16 protein-coding genes are annotated in these 19,997 nt (G+C 66.1%); 12 read left to right on the top strand and 4 right to left on the bottom strand.

Annotation, left to right across the window (positions count from 1 at the left end; all coding sequences use genetic code 11):
- The first annotated feature begins 110 nt into the window (after positions 1-110).
- From aroA to trpB, 8 genes are all read left to right on the top strand, one after another.
- The gene (aroA, locus tag ACRQ5Q_RS00405) at positions 111-1,448 is read left to right on the top strand and encodes a 3-phosphoshikimate 1-carboxyvinyltransferase (protein ID WP_439372432.1); all 1,338 of its coding nucleotides are present in this window, start codon (positions 111-113) and stop codon (positions 1,446-1,448) included.
- Positions 1,445-2,083 (top strand): (d)CMP kinase, encoded by a 639-nt coding sequence (cmk, locus tag ACRQ5Q_RS00400; RefSeq protein ID WP_439395512.1) that lies wholly within the window; start codon positions 1,445-1,447, stop codon positions 2,081-2,083. Before aroA ends, cmk begins: the two co-directional genes overlap by 4 nt.
- Before the next feature lie 267 nt (positions 2,084-2,350).
- Entirely contained in the window at positions 2,351-4,057 is a 1,707-nt protein-coding gene (gene rpsA, locus ACRQ5Q_RS00395) for a 30S ribosomal protein S1 (protein ID WP_439395510.1), read from the top strand.
- A 320-nt stretch (positions 4,058-4,377) separates the two neighbouring features.
- A complete protein-coding gene (sppA, locus tag ACRQ5Q_RS00390) occupies positions 4,378-5,358 on the top strand; it encodes a signal peptide peptidase SppA (protein ID WP_439372435.1) in 981 nt (326 codons plus the stop codon).
- Positions 5,359-5,529: 171 nt separating this feature from the next.
- A complete protein-coding gene (locus ACRQ5Q_RS00385; protein WP_008539997.1) occupies positions 5,530-5,835 on the top strand; it encodes an integration host factor subunit beta in 306 nt (101 codons plus the stop codon).
- 71 nt (positions 5,836-5,906) lie between these two features.
- Positions 5,907-6,299, top strand: a complete 393-nt coding sequence (locus ACRQ5Q_RS00380) for a lipopolysaccharide assembly protein LapA domain-containing protein (RefSeq protein ID WP_439395509.1) — start codon at positions 5,907-5,909, stop codon at positions 6,297-6,299.
- Positions 6,300-6,364: 65 nt separating this feature from the next.
- Positions 6,365-7,036, top strand: a complete 672-nt coding sequence (locus tag ACRQ5Q_RS00375) for a phosphoribosylanthranilate isomerase (protein WP_439372437.1) — start codon at positions 6,365-6,367, stop codon at positions 7,034-7,036.
- Positions 7,033-8,250 (top strand): tryptophan synthase subunit beta, encoded by a 1,218-nt coding sequence (trpB, locus tag ACRQ5Q_RS00370; RefSeq protein WP_439395507.1) that lies wholly within the window; start codon positions 7,033-7,035, stop codon positions 8,248-8,250. The genes ACRQ5Q_RS00375 and trpB overlap by 4 nt, the downstream gene beginning before the upstream one ends.
- 91 nt (positions 8,251-8,341) lie before the next feature.
- Here the strand turns inward: trpB and ACRQ5Q_RS00365 are convergent, their stop codons facing one another.
- Complete coding sequence (locus tag ACRQ5Q_RS00365; protein ID WP_439395505.1) at positions 8,342-8,683, bottom strand: endonuclease domain-containing protein; 342 nt, start codon at positions 8,681-8,683, stop codon at positions 8,342-8,344.
- A 72-nt stretch (positions 8,684-8,755) separates the two neighbouring features.
- On the opposite strand from ACRQ5Q_RS00365, the gene trpA reads away from it, so the two are divergent.
- From trpA to ACRQ5Q_RS00345, 4 genes are all read left to right on the top strand, one after another.
- Positions 8,756-9,592, top strand: coding sequence for a tryptophan synthase subunit alpha (gene trpA, locus ACRQ5Q_RS00360; protein ID WP_439372440.1), 837 nt, complete (start codon positions 8,756-8,758; stop codon positions 9,590-9,592).
- Between the two features lie 111 nt (positions 9,593-9,703).
- Complete coding sequence (gene accD / locus ACRQ5Q_RS00355) at positions 9,704-10,645, top strand: acetyl-CoA carboxylase, carboxyltransferase subunit beta (protein WP_439372441.1); 942 nt, start codon at positions 9,704-9,706, stop codon at positions 10,643-10,645.
- A complete protein-coding gene (locus ACRQ5Q_RS00350) occupies positions 10,642-11,985 on the top strand; it encodes a bifunctional folylpolyglutamate synthase/dihydrofolate synthase (RefSeq protein ID WP_439395503.1) in 1,344 nt (447 codons plus the stop codon). The genes accD and ACRQ5Q_RS00350 overlap by 4 nt, the downstream gene beginning before the upstream one ends.
- Before the next feature lie 98 nt (positions 11,986-12,083).
- Complete coding sequence (locus ACRQ5Q_RS00345) at positions 12,084-12,824, top strand: metallophosphoesterase family protein (RefSeq protein WP_439395501.1); 741 nt, start codon at positions 12,084-12,086, stop codon at positions 12,822-12,824.
- Positions 12,825-12,885: 61 nt separating this feature from the next.
- On the opposite strand, the gene trxA is transcribed toward ACRQ5Q_RS00345, so the two are convergent.
- From trxA to addB, 3 genes are all read right to left on the bottom strand, one after another.
- On the bottom strand, positions 12,886-13,206 hold the full coding sequence (trxA, locus tag ACRQ5Q_RS00340) for a thioredoxin (RefSeq protein ID WP_008540017.1): 321 nt from the start codon (positions 13,204-13,206) through the stop codon (positions 12,886-12,888).
- A gap of 68 nt (positions 13,207-13,274) precedes the next feature.
- Positions 13,275-16,784, bottom strand: coding sequence for a double-strand break repair helicase AddA (gene addA, locus ACRQ5Q_RS00335; RefSeq protein WP_439395499.1), 3,510 nt, complete (start codon positions 16,782-16,784; stop codon positions 13,275-13,277).
- On the bottom strand, positions 16,778-19,924 hold the full coding sequence (addB, locus tag ACRQ5Q_RS00330) for a double-strand break repair protein AddB (RefSeq protein ID WP_439395497.1): 3,147 nt from the start codon (positions 19,922-19,924) through the stop codon (positions 16,778-16,780). Before addB ends, addA begins: the two co-directional genes overlap by 7 nt.
- Between the last annotated feature and the right edge of the window lie 73 nt (positions 19,925-19,997).

Raw genomic sequence — 19,997 nt, 5'->3', positions numbered from 1 at the left:
TGGCGGCCCGCTGTCAATAGCGCATTACGGGAGAAAGACATGCCCGTGACGGGGCGCGGACCATGTGGTACCTGCGCGCCAGCCCATAGGGCCTATCCAAGGACACAATCGTGACCCATTCCGATCAACCGAGACCGCTGCAGTCTCGCGCCAGCGGCCCCCTGACCGGGAAAGTACGGGTGCCCGGGGACAAGTCGATCTCGCACCGCGCCCTCATCCTGGGCGCGCTCGCGGTCGGCGAGACCCGGATTTCGGGCCTGCTGGAAGGCGAGGACGTCCTCAACACCGCCAAGTCGATGCAGGCGCTGGGCGCCAGGGTCGAGCGGACCGGTGATTTTGCGTGGAAGGTCAACGGCGTGGGCGTCGGAGGCTTCGCCCAGCCCAACGCGGCGCTGGATTTCGGCAACTCCGGCACCGGCTGCCGGCTGGTCATGGGCGCCGTCGCCGGTTGCTCCATTTCGGCGGTGTTCGACGGCGACGCCTCGCTGCGCAGCCGGCCCATGCGCCGGATCCTCGATCCGCTGGAAAAGATGGGTGCGAAGGTCATCTCCGGCGGCGAGGGCGGGCGTCTGCCGCTGACCCTCCAGGGCGCGCGCGATCCGCTGCCGATCACCTACAAGACCCCGGTTGCCTCGGCCCAGATCAAGTCGGCCGTGCTGCTGGCGGGCCTCGCCGCGCCGGGCACGACCACTGTCATCGAGACCGAGGCCAGCCGCGACCACACCGAGTTGATGCTGAAGCATTTTGGCGCGGACATCACCTCGGCGCAGGAAGGCCAGCACGGCCGCCGCATTGCGCTGGTCGGCCAGCCCGAGCTGCACGGCGCCGATGTCGTCGTGCCCGCCGATCCCTCTTCGGCGGCGTTCCCGATCGTCGCTGCGCTGATCGTCGAAGGCTCCGACATCGTGCTGCCCGACGTCATGACCAATCCGCTGCGCACTGGCCTGTTCAGCACGCTGCGCGAAATGGGCGGCTTCATCGAGGAGAGTGAAGTGCGCGGCGATGCCGGCGAGCCGATGGCGCGCTTGCGCGTGCGCGCATCAAAGCTGCGCGGCGTCGTGGTGCCACCGGAGCGCGCGCCCTCGATGATCGACGAATATCTGGTGCTGGCGGTGGCGGCGTCCTTCGCCGAAGGCACCACCATCATGCGCGGCCTGCAGGAGCTGCGCGTCAAGGAATCCGATCGCCTGGAGGCCACCGCCGCCATGCTGCGCGTCAACGGTGTCAAGGTCGAGGTCTCCGGCGACGACCTGATCGTCGAGGGTCGCGGCCATGTCCCCGGCGGCGGCACGGTCGCAACCCACATGGATCATCGCATCGCGATGTCGGCGCTGGTGATGGGCTGCGCCTCCGACCAGCCGGTGACCGTCGACGACACCGCCTTCATCGCCACCAGTTTCCCGGATTTCATTCCGATGATGCGTTCGCTTGGGGCCGAGTTTTCATGATTATCGCCATCGACGGGCCCGCGGCCTCGGGTAAGGGCACGCTGGGCAAGCGTCTCGCCCACCATTACGGCTATCGTCATCTCGATACCGGCGTGATCTACCGCGCGGTGGCCTATGCCCTGATGCAGTCCGGTCATGATCTCCGGGACGAGGCGGCCGCGGTGCAGGCTGCCTTGGAGCTCGACCCCGAAAAGTTCGGCAATCCCGCCCTGAAGACCCAGGAGGCCGGCGAGGGCGCCTCGATCGTCTCGGCGATCCCCAGGGTTCGGGAGGTCCTGCTCAATTTCCAGCGGCAATTCGCCGCCGATCCGCCCGGCGCGGTGCTCGACGGCCGGGATATTGGAACCGTGATCTGTCCTCATGCCGACGTGAAGATTTTCGTCGTGGCCGATCCCAAGGTCCGCGCGCGCCGCCGCACCATGGAAGCGAGGGCCAGGGGCGAGGACGCCGACGAGGCCGCGGTGCTCGCCGACATCATCCGCCGCGACGAACGCGACAAAAACCGGCCGATTGCGCCTTTAAAACCGGCCCCGGATGCTTACTTGCTAGATAACTCCCAACTGGATATAGAAGGCGGCGTCCGGGCCGCCATCGACATTATCGAGGCTGTCCGAGCGGGCCGGTCGCGGGGTTAAGCCGCTGCCGTCACTGGAGGAAGCGCCCGCTCCCGCTCTTTGAGGTCGATACTTCCGGTCCCTGTTTGGGGGCCGGCGCGATCCAGGCTCCGGACATAAGATTTTCACGTATCTAACGCGCGGGCCTCAGCCGGCCCGCCTCCGCTGTTCCGCCTTCAGGCCGGAGCAGCGAGCGGTCGCTCGAAGGTTTTGCGGACCTTCCGACACTGCGTGTGCGATGCGCCCTTGAACCCAACGGCCGGCAAGACTTCCGCAACTGGAGAACAAATGGCTTCGACTTCTGCTGATACCTATAGCCCGTCGCGTGACGATTTCGCCGCGATGCTCGACGAGTCCTTCGCAGGTGGCAACCTGCAGGAAAGCTCCGTCATCAAGGGCAAGGTGGTTGCAATTGAAAAGGACATGGCCGTCATCGACGTCGGCCTGAAGACCGAGGGCCGCGTTGCCCTTCGCGAATTTTCCGGCCCCGGCCGTGACTCCGATCTCAAGGTCGGCGACGAGGTGGAAGTGTTCCTCGATCGCATCGAGAACGCCCTCGGCGAAGCCGTGCTGTCGCGTGACAAGGCGCGCCGCGAAGAGAGCTGGGGCAAGCTCGAGAAGGCGTTCCAGAACAACGAAAAGGTCAACGGCGTCATCTTCAACCAGGTCAAGGGCGGCTTCACCGTCGACCTCGACGGTGCCGTGGCCTTCCTGCCGCGCTCGCAGGTCGACATCCGTCCGATCCGCGACGTTGCGCCGCTGATGAACAACTCGCAGCCGTTCCAGATCCTCAAAATGGACCGCCGCCGCGGCAACATCGTGGTGTCCCGCCGCACGGTTCTGGAAGAGACCCGCGCCGAGCAGCGTCAGGAGCTGGTCCAGAACCTCGAAGAGGGTCAGGTCATCGACGGCGTGGTCAAGAACATCACCGACTACGGTGCGTTCGTTGACCTCGGCGGCATCGACGGCCTGCTGCACGTCACCGACATCGCGTGGCGCCGCGTCAACCACCCGACCGAGGTGCTCTCGATCGGCCAGACCGTGAAGGTCAAGATCATCAAGATCAACCACGAGACGCACCGCATCTCGCTGGGCATGAAGCAGCTGCTGGACGATCCGTGGCAGGGCATCGAAGCCAAGTACCCGCTGGGTGCCCGCTTCACCGGCCGCGTCACCAACATCACCGACTACGGTGCGTTCGTCGAGCTCGAGCCGGGCATCGAAGGCCTGATCCACGTCTCCGAGATGTCGTGGACCAAGAAGAACATGCACCCCGGCAAGATCGTGTCGACCTCGCAGGAAGTCGACGTGCAGGTGCTGGAAGTCGACTCCGTCAAGCGCCGCATCTCGCTCGGCCTCAAGCAGACCATGCGCAACCCCTGGGAGGTCTTCGTCGAAGGTCACCCGACCGGTTCGGTTGTCGAGGGCGAGGTCAAGAACAAGACCGAGTTCGGTCTGTTCCTGGGCCTCGAGGGCGACGTCGACGGCATGGTCCACCTCTCCGACCTCGACTGGAAGCTTCCGGGCGAGCAGGTGATCGACAACTACAAGAAGGGCGACATGGTGAAGGCCGTGGTGCTCGACGTGGACGTCGAGAAGGAGCGCATCTCGCTCGGCATCAAGCAGCTCGAAGGCGACCCCTTCGCCGAGCCGGGCGATGTCAAGAAGGGCGCGGTCGTGACCTGCGAAGTGCTCGAAGTGAAGGAGAGCGGTATCGAGGTGAAGATCGCCGGTACCGACTTCACCACCTTCATCAAGCGCTCGGAGCTCGCCCGTGACCGCAACGACCAGCGCGCCGAACGCTTCGCCGTCGGCGAGAAGGTCGATGCCCGCGTGATCCAGTTCGACAAGAAGGCCCGCAAGGTCCAGGTGTCGATCAAGGCGCTCGAAGTCGCCGAAGAGAAGGAAGCCATCGCGCAGTACGGCTCCTCGGATTCGGGTGCGACGCTGGGCGACATCCTCGGCACCGCGCTCAAGAACCGCGACAACAAGTAAGCGAAACTTCCGTTTCGCTGGCAATCGAAGCCCCGGCGCAAGCCGGGGCTTTTTTGCTCGTTGTCGGCGCGGCGAAGGCCGTGACCCGTACCGCGGAATCTATCGGTTGTGATCGGCGCCAGCACCGAACGACTCGCTCCCCCTGTTAGGGGTCCCGGCCTTCGCCGGGACGAGACGTGAGTGTGTGGCAGCGCCCAGGCCTACACCGCAGGCGCCAGCCTTCATTTCTTCAAATTGCGCCGCAATTGATGTATCCAGACAAGCCAATGCTTACGTTGTGACGGCACAACGCCTCTGGCCTTTCATTTGGAGATATTCCGATGTCGCTCGATTCGGACATCATCGTCGATCGCCGCAGGATCCGCCGCAAGCTGACGTTCTGGCGTGTCATGGCGGCGCTGATCGCGATCGCGGCAATTGCGGGCTTTGCGCTGATCGCGACACCCGGTGCGCGCGGCACGTTCGCGTCCGCCGGTTCGATCGCGCGGGTTCAGATCGAGGGCCTGATCCGCAGCGATTCCGATCGCACGCAGGCGCTGGAGCGGCTGGAGAATTCGCAGGCCGCCGCCGTCATCGTTCACATCAACTCGCCGGGCGGTACCACCGCCGGCTCCGAGCAGCTCTATGACTCGCTCGTGCGGCTGAAGGCGAAGAAGCCGCTCGTCGTCGTGGTCGAAGGCCTCGCCGCCTCCGGCGGATACATCACGGCGATCGCGAGTGATCACATCATCGCTCAGCAGAGCTCGCTGGTCGGCTCGATCGGCGTGCTGTTCCAGTATCCCAACGTCACCGAGCTCTTGAAGACCATCGGCGTCAAGGTCGAGGAGGTAAAATCCTCGCCCCTGAAGGCGGCACCGAACGGATTCGAGCCGACAAGTCCCGAAGCGCGCGCCGCGCTCGATGCGCTGGTGAAGGACTCCTACGCCTGGTTCAAGGGACTGGTGAAGGAACGGCGTGGCATGGATGACGCACAGCTCGAGAAAGTGGCTGACGGCCGTGTCTTCACCGGACGCCAGGCGATCGATCTCAAGCTGATCGACCAGATCGGCGACGAGAAGGCTGCGGTGACCTGGCTGGTCGAGCAGAAGGGCGTCAAGAAGGGCCTCAGCGTTCGCGATTACAAGCTCCAGCCGCGCTTTGGCGATCTGCCGTTCCTCAAGACCGCGGCTGCCGTGATGCTGGAAGCGCTTGGTTTAGGCTCGATCGCGCATCAAATCGGGCAAACCGGCGTCGCGCAGGCCGTCGACCGGCTCGGAATGGATGGAATGCTGGCGTTGTGGCAGCCGGCCGCATCAAACTGACTGGGGCGGGCGAGTTCCCGAAGTTTTTCTCGCAGTGCGAGTGTCGGGACAGCCCACTTTTTTGGCATTTGTCACGCATTTTCCCGGCGCTCAACCTTGATTTAGCGTCTTGACAGATCACAGTATTTTCACGGAAATGGTCATCCGCACGCTTCCGGGTCCTATCTCTCGATGATCAAATCCGAACTTGTTCAGCGTATCGCCGAGCACAACCCGCATCTGTACCAGCGGGATGTCGAGAACATTGTGAATGCGATTCTCGAAGAGATCGTAGCGGCCCTCGCACGCGGTGACCGCGTCGAGCTGCGCGGTTTCGGTGCCTTCTCGGTCAAGCATCGTCCGGCGCGCGCCGGCCGTAATCCACGCACCGGCGCCCATGTGCCCGTCGACCAGAAGAGCGTTCCGTTCTTCAAGACGGGCAAGGAAATGCGCGAGCGGCTGAACCGCGACCATCCGGATCCAGGCGCGGCGGACTAAAGGCCGGCGCCAGGTTCTTAGCGGCCGCACAAGACGCGGCCGGCGGCTTGATTCAAGGCGAGCGAGGCGAGATGCGAAAGTTCCTGACCGCGCTGATCGTGATTCCGCTGGCCCTGATCCTGGTGGCCTTCGCGGTCGCCAACCGGCATTTCGTCACGGTCTCCTTCGATCCCTTCATCTCCGACGACCCCTCATTCGCGGCCACGATGCCGCTGTTCCTGCTCCTGATCCTGGTGGCGGCGCTGGGCGTCGTCGCGGGCGGCTGTGCGGTCTGGTTCGGGCAGCGGCGCTGGCGACGCGCCGCGCGCCGGCACGAGGCCGACGCCAAGGCTGCGCGGGGCGAATTGGCCGATCTGCGGGCCCAGGTGACCGCGGCAAGACCCGAGGCGCAGCGGCTTCCCGCTCCCTCCGGAGTAGGCCTTTACGGGCCCATCGGGCGAGACAAGCAGCGCGCGACGTTGTAGAAGCGGCCCCGACCGAAAGCCCCGTTTTCCGGCCGCACCCTGCGGCCGCTACCCGCTGCGAGACCATGTCCCTGCTCGTCAAAATCTGCGGCCTGTCCACGCGCGAGACGCTTCAAACGGCGCTCGACGCCGGCGCCGACATGGTGGGGTTCGTGTTCTTTCCGCCGTCACCGCGGCATCTCTCGTTGGAGGCCGGGCGCGATCTCGGCCGGCAGATCAAGCAGCGCGCACTCAAAGTGGCGCTCACGGTCGATGCCGACGACGCCACGCTCGACAACATCATGGACGCGCTGTCGCCGGACATTTTCCAGCTTCACGGCAAGGAGAGCGTCGCCCGGCTGCGCGACATCAAGCAGAAATACGGCCGCCCGGTGATGAAGGCCGTCCCGGTCGCAACCGCGGCCGATCTTGCCGTGCTGCCCGGCTATGCCGCGGTCGCCGACCGCATCCTGTTCGATGCCCGTGCGCCCAAGGATGCGACCCGTCCCGGCGGCCTGGGCGCGCCCTTCGACTGGCACCTGCTGGAAAATCTCGATCTGAAACTGCCCTACATGGTCTCGGGCGGGCTCGACGTCGATAACGTCGCGGAAGCCCTCCGCGTCACCGGCGCCGGCGGTGTCGACGTCTCCTCCGGTGTCGAGAGCGCCCCGGGCATCAAGGACCCCGAGATGATCAAGGCCTTCATTCGCGCCGCGCGCGCCACCCAGGATGCAAGTCAAGAGTTGAGTGTTCGATGAACATCGCCAAGCCCAATTCCTATCGCAGCGGCCCCGATGAGCGCGGTCATTTCGGCATCTTCGGCGGCCGCTTCGTCGCCGAAACCCTGATGCCGCTGATCCTCGATCTGGAGCAGGCCTACACCGCGGCCAAGGCCGACCCGGCCTTCCAGGCGGAGATGAACGGCTATCTCAAGAACTATGTCGGCCGGCCTTCGCCGCTCTATTTCGCGGAACGTCTGACCGAGCATCTCGGCGGCGCAAAGATTTACCTGAAGCGCGAAGAGCTCAACCACACCGGCTCGCACAAGGTGAACAACGTGCTCGGCCAGATCATGCTGGCGCGGCGCATGGACAAGAAGCGCATCATCGCCGAGACCGGCGCGGGCCAGCATGGCGTCGCCACCGCGACGCTGTGCGCGCGTTTCGGCCTCGAATGCGTGGTCTATATGGGCGCGGTCGACGTCGAGCGGCAGCAGCCCAACGTCATCCGCATGGAGATGCTTGGCGCAAAGGTGTTTCCGGTGCAGTCGGGCACGCGCACGCTGAAGGATGCGATGAACGAGGCGCTGCGCGACTGGGTCACCAACGTGCACAACACCTTCTATTGCATCGGCACGGTGGCGGGCCCGCATCCCTATCCGACGTTGGTGCGCGACTTCCAGTCGATCATCGGCAACGAGACCAAGACGCAGATGCAGGAGATCGAGGGCCGCCTGCCGGATTCGCTGGTCGCCTGCATCGGCGGCGGCTCGAACGCGATGGGCCTGTTCCATCCGTTCCTCGATGACTCCACTGTCGAGATCTTCGGCGTCGAAGCCGCGGGTCATGGCCTTACGCAGCTGCATGCGGCGTCGATCGCAGGCGGCCGTCCCGGTGTGCTGCATGGCAACCGCACCTATCTCTTGATGGATGCCGACGGCCAGATCCAGGACGCGCATTCGATCTCCGCCGGCCTCGACTATCCCGGCATCGGACCCGAGCATTCCTGGCTGCACGAGGTCGGCCGTGTGAACTATCTCTCCGCAACCGACGACGAGGCGCTCGCCGCGTTCCAGCTGCTCTCGAAGCTCGAAGGCATCATCCCCGCGCTCGAACCCGCACACGCCATCGCCAAGGTAATGGAGCTCGCACCGAAGCGGCCGAAGGACCACCTGATGGTCGTCAATCTCTCCGGGCGCGGCGACAAGGACGTCCCGCAGGTCGGCGACATCCTGAGGGGCAAGAGCAAGTGAGGCGGGTGTCGCACTCTCTTCACCTCCCCCCATCGGGGCCCCCATCGGGGAGAGGTCGGCGGCGAAGCAGGGCGGTGAGGGGGCTCTCCGCTCACTCGAACCTTAACGATGTCCGGATGAGCTCGAGGACACCTTCAAGATTTTCGTGCACATCCGTTTTCGATACCCGAAGGACAAGGAAGCCGCAGGCTTCGAGCGCTTTGGTCCTGGGTTCATCGCGTTCGATTTCAGTCGGGCTGGAATGCGTGACGCCATCAACTTCGATGAGCCTCCCGTCGAGCGTCACGAAATCGACGACATACCGGTCGACCGGATGCTGGCGACGAAACTTCCAGTGGGCAAGCTGCCGGTTGCGCAGTGCTTGCCAAAGCTTCGCTTCGGCGCTCGTCTGCCACTCGCGGAGCCTTCGCGCTCTGGACTCGAACCTCTCCACCCCCCTCACCCGGCTGCTTCGCAGCCGACCTCTCCCCGAAGGGGAGAGGTATAGCACAGCGGCCGCGGAAACATGACCACGCGTATCGACACCCGTTTCGCCGAGCTGAAGAAGCAGGGCCGCTCCGCCTTTGTCACCTATGTGATGGCCGGCGATCCCGATCTCGCGACCTCGCTCAATATCGTCAAGGCGCTGCCCAAGGCAGGCGCCGACGTCATCGAACTCGGTATTCCCTTCACCGATCCGATGGCGGATGGCCCCTCGATTCAGGCCGCAGGTCTGCGCGCGCTGAAGGTCGGCATGACCTTGAAGAAGACGCTGGAGCTGGTCCGCGACTTCCGCAAGGACGACGACGTCACGCCGCTGGTGCTGATGGGGTATTACAATCCGATCTACATCTACGGCGTCGACAAGTTCCTGGCTGATGCCAAGACGGCCGGCGTTGACGGCCTGATCATCGTCGATTTGCCGCCGGAGGAAGACGACGAGCTCTGCATTCCCGCGCTGAAGGCGGGCCTGAACTTCATTCGCCTCGCGACCCCGACCACCGACGACAAGCGTCTGCCCGCGGTGCTCGCGAACACATCAGGCTTCGTCTATTACGTCTCCATCGCCGGCATCACCGGTGCAGCGGCGGCGGACGCCAATGCCGTTGGCGAAGCCGTCGCGCGCATCAAGCGGCATACCAGGCTGCCGATCTGCGTTGGATTTGGCATCCGCACGCCGGAGGCGGCCCGCGCCATTGCCGAGAAGGCCGATGGTTCGGTGGTCGGCACGGCGCTGGTCGATGCGCTCAAGAACAGCCTCGATGCCGAGGGCCGGGCGACGGCCAAAACCGTTACCGCCGTGGCCGAGCTGACCGTGGCTCTGGCCCAGGGCGTCAAGGGCGCGAAACAAGCGGCCGAATAGGCCATAATTCCGCTTCGGGGGCGGGCGACACGTCGGCTTGCCGGGGCTGGGTCCGGCGGCCATATATCGTTTCAGGCGATCCTCGAGCGAGGTCGCACATCGGAGCAAACCATGAACTGGCTTACCAATGTGGTCCGGCCGAAGATCCGCAACATGCTGCGGCGGGAGACGCCGGAGAATCTTTGGATCAAGTGCCCGGATTCCGGACAGCTCGTGTTCTACAAGGACGTCGAGGCCAACCAGTTCGTCATTCCCGGCTCGAACTACCACATGCGCATGGGCGCAGTGGCGCGTCTGAAGTCGATCTTCGACAACGAGACCTGGTTCGATGTCGCGCTGCCCGACGTCACGCCCGATCCGCTCAAGTTCCGTGATGAGAAGAAATATGTCGACCGCATCAAGGATGCCCGGGCGCGCACCAATCTGAACGACGCGATCAAGATCGGCTACGGCAAGCTCGAAGGCGCGGCCGTCGTCGTCGCCGTGCAGGATTTCGACTTCATGGGTGGCTCGCTCGGCATGGCCGCGGGCGAAGCCATCGTGCGCGGGCTGGAGCTCGCGGTCGAGAAGAAGTCGCCCTTCATCGTGTTCGCAGCTAGCGGCGGCGCGCGCATGCAGGAAGGCATCCTGTCGCTGATGCAGATGCCGCGCACCACCGTCGCCGTGCAGATGCTGCGCGAGGCAAAGCTGCCCTACATCGTCGTGCTGACCAACCCGACCACCGGCGGCGTCACCGCGTCCTACGCGATGCTGGGCGACGTGCAGATCGCCGAGCCCGGCGCGCTGATCGGCTTTGCCGGCGCGCGCGTGATCGAGCAGACCATCCGCGAGAAGCTGCCGGAGGGGTTCCAGCGCGCCGAGTACCTGAAGGAACACGGCATGGTCGACATGGTCGTGCATCGCCACGATCTGCGTCCGACCCTGGCGCGGCTCTGCCGCCTGCTGACCAAGGCGCCGGCCCAGGATGGCGCTGCGAAGCCGGCACAGCCGGTGACGAGCCCGGCACAGATCGTATCGGCCGCCGAGACGGCGCCGGCCGCGCCGCACGCGTGAACGCCTCCTCTGACAGTGCAACGACACCGCTCGGCCAAGTGATCGGGCGGCTGTCGGCCCTGCATCAGAAGCGCATCGATCTCGGGCTCGAGCGGATGCACCGCCTGCTCGAGCGGCTTGGCCACCCCGAACGCAAGCTGCCGCCGGTGATCCACGTCGCCGGCACCAACGGCAAGGGCTCGACCGTCGCCTATCTGCGCGCGACGCTGGAGGCGGCAGGCCTGCGCGTCCACGCCTACACCTCGCCGTATCTGGTCCGCATCAACGAATGCTTCAGGCTCGGCCGTGTCGGTGCTGGCGTGCTGGTCGGCGACGACGAGTTGCGCGCCGCGCTGGAGGAGGTCGAGCGCGTCAATGCCGGCGAGCCCGCGACCGTGTTCGAGCTGAAGACCGCTGCGGCGTTTCATCTGTTCGCGCAAAATCCGGCCGATGCCGTGCTGCTGGAAGTCGGCCTCGGCGGCCGGCTCGATTCGACCAATGTGGTCGATACGCCGGCGGCCTGCGTGATCACGCCCGTCAGCATGGACCATATGGATTTTCTTGGGCCGACCCTGACGTCGATTGCCGGCGAGAAGGCGGCGATCATCAAGCGCGGCGTGCCCATGATTTGCGCCGAGCAGTTGCCAGAGGCAATGGCCGTGATCGAGGCAGAGGCCAAGCGCATGCGTGCGCCGCTGTTTGCCGCGAACGAGAGCTGGCACGTCAATGTCGAGCACGGACGGCTGGTCTATTCCGACGACCGCGGCCTGATGGATCTCGCCGCGCCGCGCCTGTTCGGCCGCCACCAGTTCGATAATGCCGGCCTTGCGATCGCGACGCTCCGTGCGATTCCGACCTTCAGTATCAACCAAGCGGCATTCGAAGCCGGCATCGTCGGTGCCGAATGGCCGGCGCGGATGCAGCGCCTCACCTCGGGCGAGTTGCTCTCCTGGGGGCCGCAGGGCTCGGAGATCTGGCTCGATGGCGGCCACAATGCCGAAGGCGGCCGCGTCGCGGCGGCCGCGCTCGGCGACCTCGAAGAGCGGGTGTCGCGGCCGCTGGTGGTGATCGCCGGCATGATGGCCAACAAGGATGCGCAAGCGTTCCTCGCCAATTTCGCCGGCCTCACCCGCCACATCATCGCGGTGTCGATCCCCGACACCGAGAACGCGATGCCAGTCGACCGTCTCGCGGATGCTGCGCGCAGCCTCGGCATGCGCATCGAGATCGCACCCGGCATTGAGGCCGCGCTGCGGGCCTTGTCGAAACTGGCTTACGAGGTGCCGCCGCGCATCCTGATCACCGGCTCGCTCTATCTTGCCGGCCACGTGCTCGCCCTCAACGGCACGCCTCCTGCTTAGCTGATCGCGTAGCCCGGATGGAGCGAATCCGGGATCTCGCCACAAGCGATAAAGCCCCCGGGTTACGCTTCGCTCCATCCGGGCAACAGGAAATGCCCATGCGTTTTGCCGCGATCGCCGACGTCCACGGAAACTACCTCGCGCTGGAGGCCGTCCTCGCCGACATCCGCGCCCACGGCATCGCCGACATCGTCAATCTCGGCGATATGCTGAGCGGTCCCCTCGATGCACGCCGCACCGTCGAGATGCTGATTCGGCTCGATGCCGTGCATGTGCTCGGCAATCACGACCGTTACCTGCTCGACCGTCCGCCGGAGAAGATGGGCTCGTGGGACCGTCCCGCCCATGCGCAGCTCAACGCCGCTCAGCTCGACTGGCTGCGCGCGCAGCCGATGACGCGCGTGTTCCGCGAGCAGGTTTTCCTCTGCCACGCGACGCCCGCGAACGATGAAGTCTACTGGCTCGACACCGTGCACCCCGACGGCACCGTCGCGCTATCGCCGCTCGATGGCATCGAACAGTTCGCGCAAGGCATCACGCAATCGCTGATCCTGTGCGCCCACACCCATCTCGCTCGCGCGGTGCGGCTTCGCGACGGCAGGTTGATCGTCAATCCCGGCAGCGTCGGCAGCCCCGGCTATCGTGACAAGCATCCGTTTCCACATGTCGTCGAAGCCGGCACGCCGCACGCGCGCTATGCCATCCTCGAATTGGCAAGTGGTGCCTGGGATGTGACTTTCCGCCATGTCGCCTACGATCACGAAGCGATGGCAGCGCTGGCGCGCCGCAACGAACAGCCGGAGCTGGCGCACGCGCTGGCGACCGGGTGGATCAGTTAAGCAAAACAAAACGGCCGGCATAGCGCCGGCCGTTGCACAAATTCTTCGGAAGCGCCGCGGATCAGACCGCCGAGGTGATCCACTGCTGCAGCTTCGCCTTCGGCGCGGCGCCGACCTGGCGGGAGGCCATCTCGCCGCCCTTGAAGATCATCAGGGTCGGGATCGACATCACGCCATACTTCGACGCGGTCTTCGGGCTCTCGTCGACGTTGAGCTTCACGATCTTGACCTTGTCGCCCATCGCGCCGGCGATCTCGTCGAGCGCGGGCGCGATCATGCGGCAGGGACCGCACCATTCGGCCCAGAAATCGACCACCACGGGGCCGTTCGCCTTGAGCACTTCGGCTTCGAAATCGGCGTCGGAAACCTTGCTAACGGCCATTGGAGTACCTCACTCGTTGAAAGAGAATCGGCGCGACGTGGAATCGCGCCCGGGATCATGGGGTGAACCTATGAACGGCTCCTTGCCGGGTCAAGGACGCTCACACCGAGATGAAGGGATGCCAGCGCCGCGTCCAGCGCGGGGGCCGAAATCTCCATATATTCAAGGGCCTCGGTCCAGAGCAGCACGGCCCGGATCGGCCTTTGGGGATAAAGCCGCGCGAGCACCGCCCGGTACAGCGCAAGCTGCCGGACATAGGCTGCCGGCGCCTCGGCGGCGCTCTTCGGCGCGGCCTGATTGGTCTTGAAATCGATGATCAAAACCTCGTCCGGACGCACGACCAGCCGGTCGATCTGCCCCGACACCAGCGCCGGGCTGCGGTCCGGCCGCTCCAGCCGGCCGGCAATGGCGACCTCCGCCCGGCTGCCGGCGGCAAAGACCGGGGCAAAACGCGGCTCGGTGATCAGGGCGAGCACCTTGTCGGCCAGCGCAACGCGGTCCGCTTCCGGCCAGTCCGCGGCATTGCGCGCCATGAAGCCGAGCGCGGCCTCGCGCCGGCGCTCGGAGGAGATGTCGGGCAGGGATTGCAGCAGGCGGTGCACCAGCGTGCCGCGCTGCAGCGCCAGCGCCCGGGACTGCACCGATTCGCCTGCCCGCACGCTGCGGCCGTCCCCGGCCGACTGGCCGGACGGGCGCACCGCATCGTCGTCGGCGGTCTCGCGCGGCGCCGGTGTCCGCAGCCAGTCCGGCAACGCGATGGTCTGGTGCACGGACGTCGCCGGCGTGCCCAACGCGACGGCATCCTCCGGCCGGGCGAAACGCGTGACCTTGCCGAGCGGCGTCTCGATGGTCTGCTTGTCGAGGCCCGAGCCGGCGAGGCCGGTGTCGATGAGGTCGTACCAGCTCAGCTTGCGCACCGTCCTCATGTTGCCGGGCAAGCAGCCGCCGACGATCAGCCGGTCGGCCGCGCGCGTCATCGCGACGTAGAGCAGGCGACGATATTCGTCCTCGGTCTCCTCGATCATGGCCTTGCGCGCATCGGCGACGGGTTTTGGATCGTCCGCCTTGCGCCCGGCCCAGACCACGACTTCGCCACCGTTGCCGCGCGGCACGTTGATCAGCCGGACCCTTTGCGAGTCGGCGGGCGATGACGTGGTGTCGACCATGAACACGACCGAGGCTTCGAGGCCCTTGGCGCCGTGCACGGTCATCACCCGCACCTCGTCGCGCGAGATCTCCATGTCGCGCTTCACCTCGGTGTCGGCTGAGCGCAGCCAGGCCATGAAGCCCTGCAGCGAGGCGGGCGCCTTGCGCTCGTAGTTCAGCGCCAGCTCCAGGAATTCGTCGAGCGCGTCGTTGGCCTCATGGCCGAGCCGGCGCAGGATGCGGGCGCGGCCGCCGTCGCCCCCGAGCAGCCAGGCGTAGAAGGCGAACGGCGTCTCCTCGCGCGCGCGGATCTCACAGGCCTCCAGGCGCCGCAACGCCGTCGCGAACTTATCGCTTGTGGCCGCATGCTCACCGAGCGCGCGGCGCAGCGAGCCCTTGCGATTCCAGGCGAGCTGGAACAGATCGTCGTCGTCGAACCCGAACAGCGGGCTCTTCAGTGCCACTGCGAGCGCGAGGTCGTCCTGCGGCAGCAGCAGCGCGTCCGCAAGGTTCATCAAATCGATGATGCCGATGTGTTCGGTGAGCTTGAGCCGGTCGGCGCCCGCGACCGGGATGCCGGCGTGCTTGAGCGCCTGGATCACGGCGTCGAACGCATTGCCGCGCCGGCGCACCAGGATCAGCATGTCGCCATAGCGCAGCGGCCGGCGCTCGCCCTCGTGACCGGTCAGCGTGCCGCTCTCGACCAGCCGCTTGATCTCGGCCTGGATCCGGCGCGCGAGCTTGATCTCGGGGCTGGTGACGGCGACGCCGTCGAACGGCGCGCGCCAGCCCTCGATGTCCTGTCGGTCATCGGCTTCCGCAAGGTCCCATAGCTCGATCACGCTCGGGCCGGCATCCGCGAGCGAATTGTGCAGCGGGTGACCGATATCGATCGAATGGATGCTCTTGTAGATCTGGGGCTCGCGGAAGACGTGGTCCACCGAATGAAGGATCGCTGCACCCGAGCGGAACGAATAAGTGAAGGCAACCGGATCGAACTTCAAGCCGGCAGCTTTGAACTTGCGTTGAAGCTCCCGCTTGCGCTTGTCGAATTCGTGTGGGTCAGCGCCCTGGAACGAGAAGATGGACTGCTTCTCGTCACCTACCGCAAAGACCGTGCGGTTCAGCCCCTCGCGCGCGCCTTCGCCTGTGGTGAACTCGGAAATGATGTGCGCGACGATGTCCCATTGCCGCGGGCTCGTATCCTGCGCCTCGTCGATCAGCACGTGATCGACGCCGCGGTCGAGCTTGTAATGCACCCAGCCCGAGGAGATGCGGTCAAGCATCGCCAGCGTCTTGTCGATGAGGTCGTCGTAGTCGAGCAGGCCGCGTCCCTGCTTCTCGCGGCGGTAGTTCGCGGCGGCGGCAGTCGCGATATGCAGCAACGCCGCGGTGCGATCGCGCATGGTCACTGCGCGGCGCTTCTCGATCAATCCGCTGAGGCGCTGCACTTCCGCTTCGAACAGGCGTGCGATGAAGGGGTTGTTGTCGCAAAACTTCTTGGTCAGAACCGCCTTGCGCGGCAGCTTGTCGTCGGTGAGGAAGACGCAGAGATAGGCATCGACCTGCGCGCCGCCGGAAAAGGCCTTCGCTTCGCGCAGCCGGCCCGCCTGGTCGTTGTCGGACTTGCTGCCGCCCTCCAGCGCGAAGGCGATGTCGTCCCAGCGCGATCGCGGCAGGAACGGTCCGTCGAGGATCTCGGTCTCGACGTCCTCGATGCGGTCGCTCGCGTCGACACCCAGCACCGCCGCCATCTGCGCGGCAGCCGCTTCCGCATTACCCGCCTCGTCGGTCCAGGCCATGAAATGGTCGCGGCTCAGGCACGCTTCGCGCACGACCTCCTTGAAGGTGACGTCGGCGGCGCTCGCCATCGCCGTCAGCAGCGCGCGCCCGGCGACGCTGTCGGGGTCTCGTGCGGCCTCCAGCAGCACCTTCAGATTGGCGCGCTCCATCATGTCGGTCTGGTCGCGCTCGTCGATCACCGAGAAGCGCGCGGGTACGTTGGCCTCGAACGGAAATTGCTGGAGCAGGCGCGTGCACAGCGCGTGGATGGTCTGCACCTTCAATCCGCCCGGTGTCTCCAGCGCGCAGGCAAACAGCTTTCGCGCCTCGCGCCGCAATTTTCGATCAGGATGCGGGATGCCGACCGCGCGGATCGCGGCGTCGAGCCCGGCATCGTCCAGCGTCACCCAGTGTCCAAGCGTGGTGAACACGCGCTCGGCCATGTTGGCGGCGGCAGCCTTGGTGAAGGTGATGCAGAGGATCTTTTCCGGCGGCACGCCCGACAGCAACAGGCGGATCACGCGCTGCACCAGTACATGCGTCTTGCCCGAGCCGGCATTGGCCGACACGAAGGCCGACGCGGTCGGATCGGACGCGCGCGCCTGCCGCGCGCGCACCTCGTCGGGAATGGGGCGCGGCAGTTTCACCATTCCTCGATTCCCAAACCGCCGGCCGCGGACCATTCCTTGATCCGGGCGAGGTCGTCATAGGCGCCGTAGCGGTTCGCCCACATCGGCAGATTCAGCGAGGTGTAGGGCTGGTTCTCATCCTCGAAGGCGCGGATCAGCGCCTCGAGCTTGGCCCGCGCCTCGGCGGCTGCCGTGTCCGGCGGCTGCGCTTCGTCGCCCTGCTTGTACTTGAGCTCGAGGATGCGTTCCTCTCCGGGTGGATTGTTGCCGCTGAGGCGGACATAGACGAGCTGGCTCACGGAGGAGCCGGCATCGATATCGGGAAAACCGCCTTCGCGCAGGATCGCGGCCTCCAGCGTGAGCTGCGGTGACAGGCCCATGCGGACCTGCTTGCCGGTCGGCGGCTGGCCGGTCTTGTAGTCGAGGATGGCGTAGCTGCCACCCTGCCGCCGCTCGATGCGGTCGGCGCGCGCGGAGAGATAAAAAGTGCGCGCGTTGTCGAGCGTGATCGAGATCTCGCCAGGGGTCTCCGCGACGATCGTCTCGATCGTGTCGCGGCGCGCCTGCTCCCATTCGCCGAACCAGCGCGCGATGCGCTGGAATCGCGGCCACCACAGCGCCCGCGCCTCGGGGCGTTCCATCAGCGGCGCAAAATGCTTCTCGCCGATCGCGCGCAGCACGCGCGCGGGATCGTCGGGCAGACGCGTTGCATAGCTTTCGGTGAACTCGCCGATCGCATCATGGATCGCCGAACCCCGGTCGGCGGCCGACAACGGCATGTCGACGGGGTCCAGTGCATCGAGCCGCAAAATGTACTTGGCGTAGATCGTGTAGGGATCGCGCAGCCAGTCCTCGATCGCAGTCACCGACATTTTCAGCGGCCGCGTCGCGCGCGGCGGCCGCGGCTCGGGCTGCTTGATCGGCTTGACTTCATCGGGTTGGTCGAGCGCGCCCGCGAATTGCACGTATTTTTCGCCGGCGCGAACGGCCGCCTTCCAGAGCTCGTCGCCGGCAACCGCTTCCAGCCGATGCAGGAAGCGCGAGGCCACCGCCGGCGCGCCGCCGGCCTTGGCGGAATGGGTGAGAATGACTTCGTCGCCGCCGAGCAGTTGCGTGAAGTCGTGCGCGGAGAGGCCGATACGGCGCTCCGGCAGGTCGAGCCCTAGCTCGTGCCGCATCGGCCGGCTGAGCCAGGGGTCGATGCGCGGCGCCGGCGGCCAGACGCCTTCGATCAGGCCGCCGATGATGATGCGGTCGGCCTGCATCAGGCGCGATTCCAGGGGGCCGTAAATCTGCAGCCGCGCACCCGGCCTGTCGCGCCGCCGCACCGCGCGGTCGCCGAAGGCGGTCTGGAACACGTCCGCGTACTCGGGCAGCGGCACCATCAATCCGCTGGTCGTGCCGCCGCGCAGCAGATCGTCGAAGGCGCCGGCGAGCGCGAGGCCTTCGCGCTCCTCGAAGGCGAGCGGGATGCCCTGCTCGTCGCGCGACAGCTCGATCATGATCTCGCGATGCCGGTGCGCGAGCTCGGCGAAGTCATACGGCTTCGGCGGGGGCAGGCTCTCGATCGACGCCAGTGCCTTTTGCAGTGTATCGATCAGCGCCTGGATGCGATCGAGATCCTCGGTCTTGAGACGAGCGCGCGGCTCTGCCTTATGGAGCGCGGAGACTTCGCTGCGCCACAGCTTTGCCAACTCCTCGCGCAAACGGTTGAACTCGCGCAAGAGGCCCGCCGTGCCCGCCGGCGGACGTGTGCCGCGCAAGACCGCGAGCTCGAGGCCTTCGATCGCCATCTTCCACGCGCCAGGCGCGCGGCCGAGCCGGCACAGCGGATGCTTCAGCATCGCCAGCAGCGTCGGCGGCTCCAGGCCCTTTGTCGCTGCCTCTGCCACAAGGCGTGCAAAGACGCCGGCGGAGGTTTCCATCAACACGTCGCCGCCGGAATCGTGGAAGGCGAGATCCCAGCGCGTCAGCGCCGCCATCACCCGCCGCGCCAAGGCGCGGTCAGGCGTCACCAACGCCGCTGATTTGTCGAGATGCCGCGCCTCGCGCATCGCGATCGCGATCGCGAGCGCTTCCATTTCGGGATTGGGCGCCTCCACCACGGCGAGATTTCTCATGCCGCGCGCGATCTTTCCGGCGACATCAGGCTGCTTCAGCCGGTCGTGCCAGACTTCCGTCTTGGTGGAGGGCCGCATCGATTCGGATGCAAGCAGGTCGCGGCCGCCTTCCGCCGGGGGCTGAAGGATCTCGACGTCGCTGCGCTTGATGCCAAAGCGCTCCAGCAGCGTGTGCATCGCATATTGCGGATGGTTCGAGGCCGGATGCTCCGCGAACTTGCCGAGCGCATCGCGTACGCCGCCGACGGTGCGCCAGGCGTCGTCGTCGAGATCGGTATCGAGCCCCGGCAGCACCACCGCGCCATGGGGCAGCGCGGCGACCACGTGCAGGAATTTTGCGGTGGCCGGCATCGAGCCGGTCGAACCCGCCGCGATCACCGGCCCGCTCGGATGCGCGGTCAGTCGCTTGGCTTCGGCCTGGATCAGGAGGTCGCGTCGCGCCGCAGGCTCGATGCGCTTGATCTCGGCGAGATGAGCGGGCCAGGCGATGCGGGCGATGCGCAGGAATTCGAGCGAATGTTGCCAGTAGCGGTCGAGCTGATCAGGCACGAGGCCGTCGAGTGCGCTCCAGTCCACGCCACGCGTGACCATGTCGTCGATCAGGCGCGCGAGGTCGCCGGCGAGGGCCAGCGTCGAGGCGGGGCCGCCGACCACCAGCGGCGCCAGCACCGGGCCCTTGGCCCAGGCGGCCACGAGTTGCGCCAGCGTCAGCCGCCGTTCCAGCTCGCCCAGCCTTGGCGGAATGTCGAGCGGCGTTGCGCTGGAAAACTGCTCGCTCTCTTCGGTGAAGGCGAGCTCGTCCTCGTCGATGTCGCCGAGCGCGACGATGCGCGGCAGCACCACCGCGTCCGCATTCATTTCATCGAGGAATATCTCGCGGACGACGCGCATCGCGCGCCGTGTCGGCAGATACAGCGTAGCGTCGGCCAGTCGCGCCGGTTCCTTGCGGGCCTCGAAGCCGTCCACCAGGCGGCCGTCGAGCAGGGCCGTGACGACCGTGCGCAGGAACGGAACTGAGATGGGAACGCTGAAAACACGCATGGGCCGCCTGATTCGGGAATCAGGGCAATATAGGCAGGCTGACTCGAATGGTCATGGGCGGGGCAAAGTCTTT

The sequence above is a fragment of the Bradyrhizobium sp. PMVTL-01 genome (assembly GCF_051861855.1).
Lineage (GTDB): Bacteria > Pseudomonadota > Alphaproteobacteria > Rhizobiales > Xanthobacteraceae > Bradyrhizobium.
This window is presented reverse-complemented; position numbering and strand designations above follow the sequence as displayed.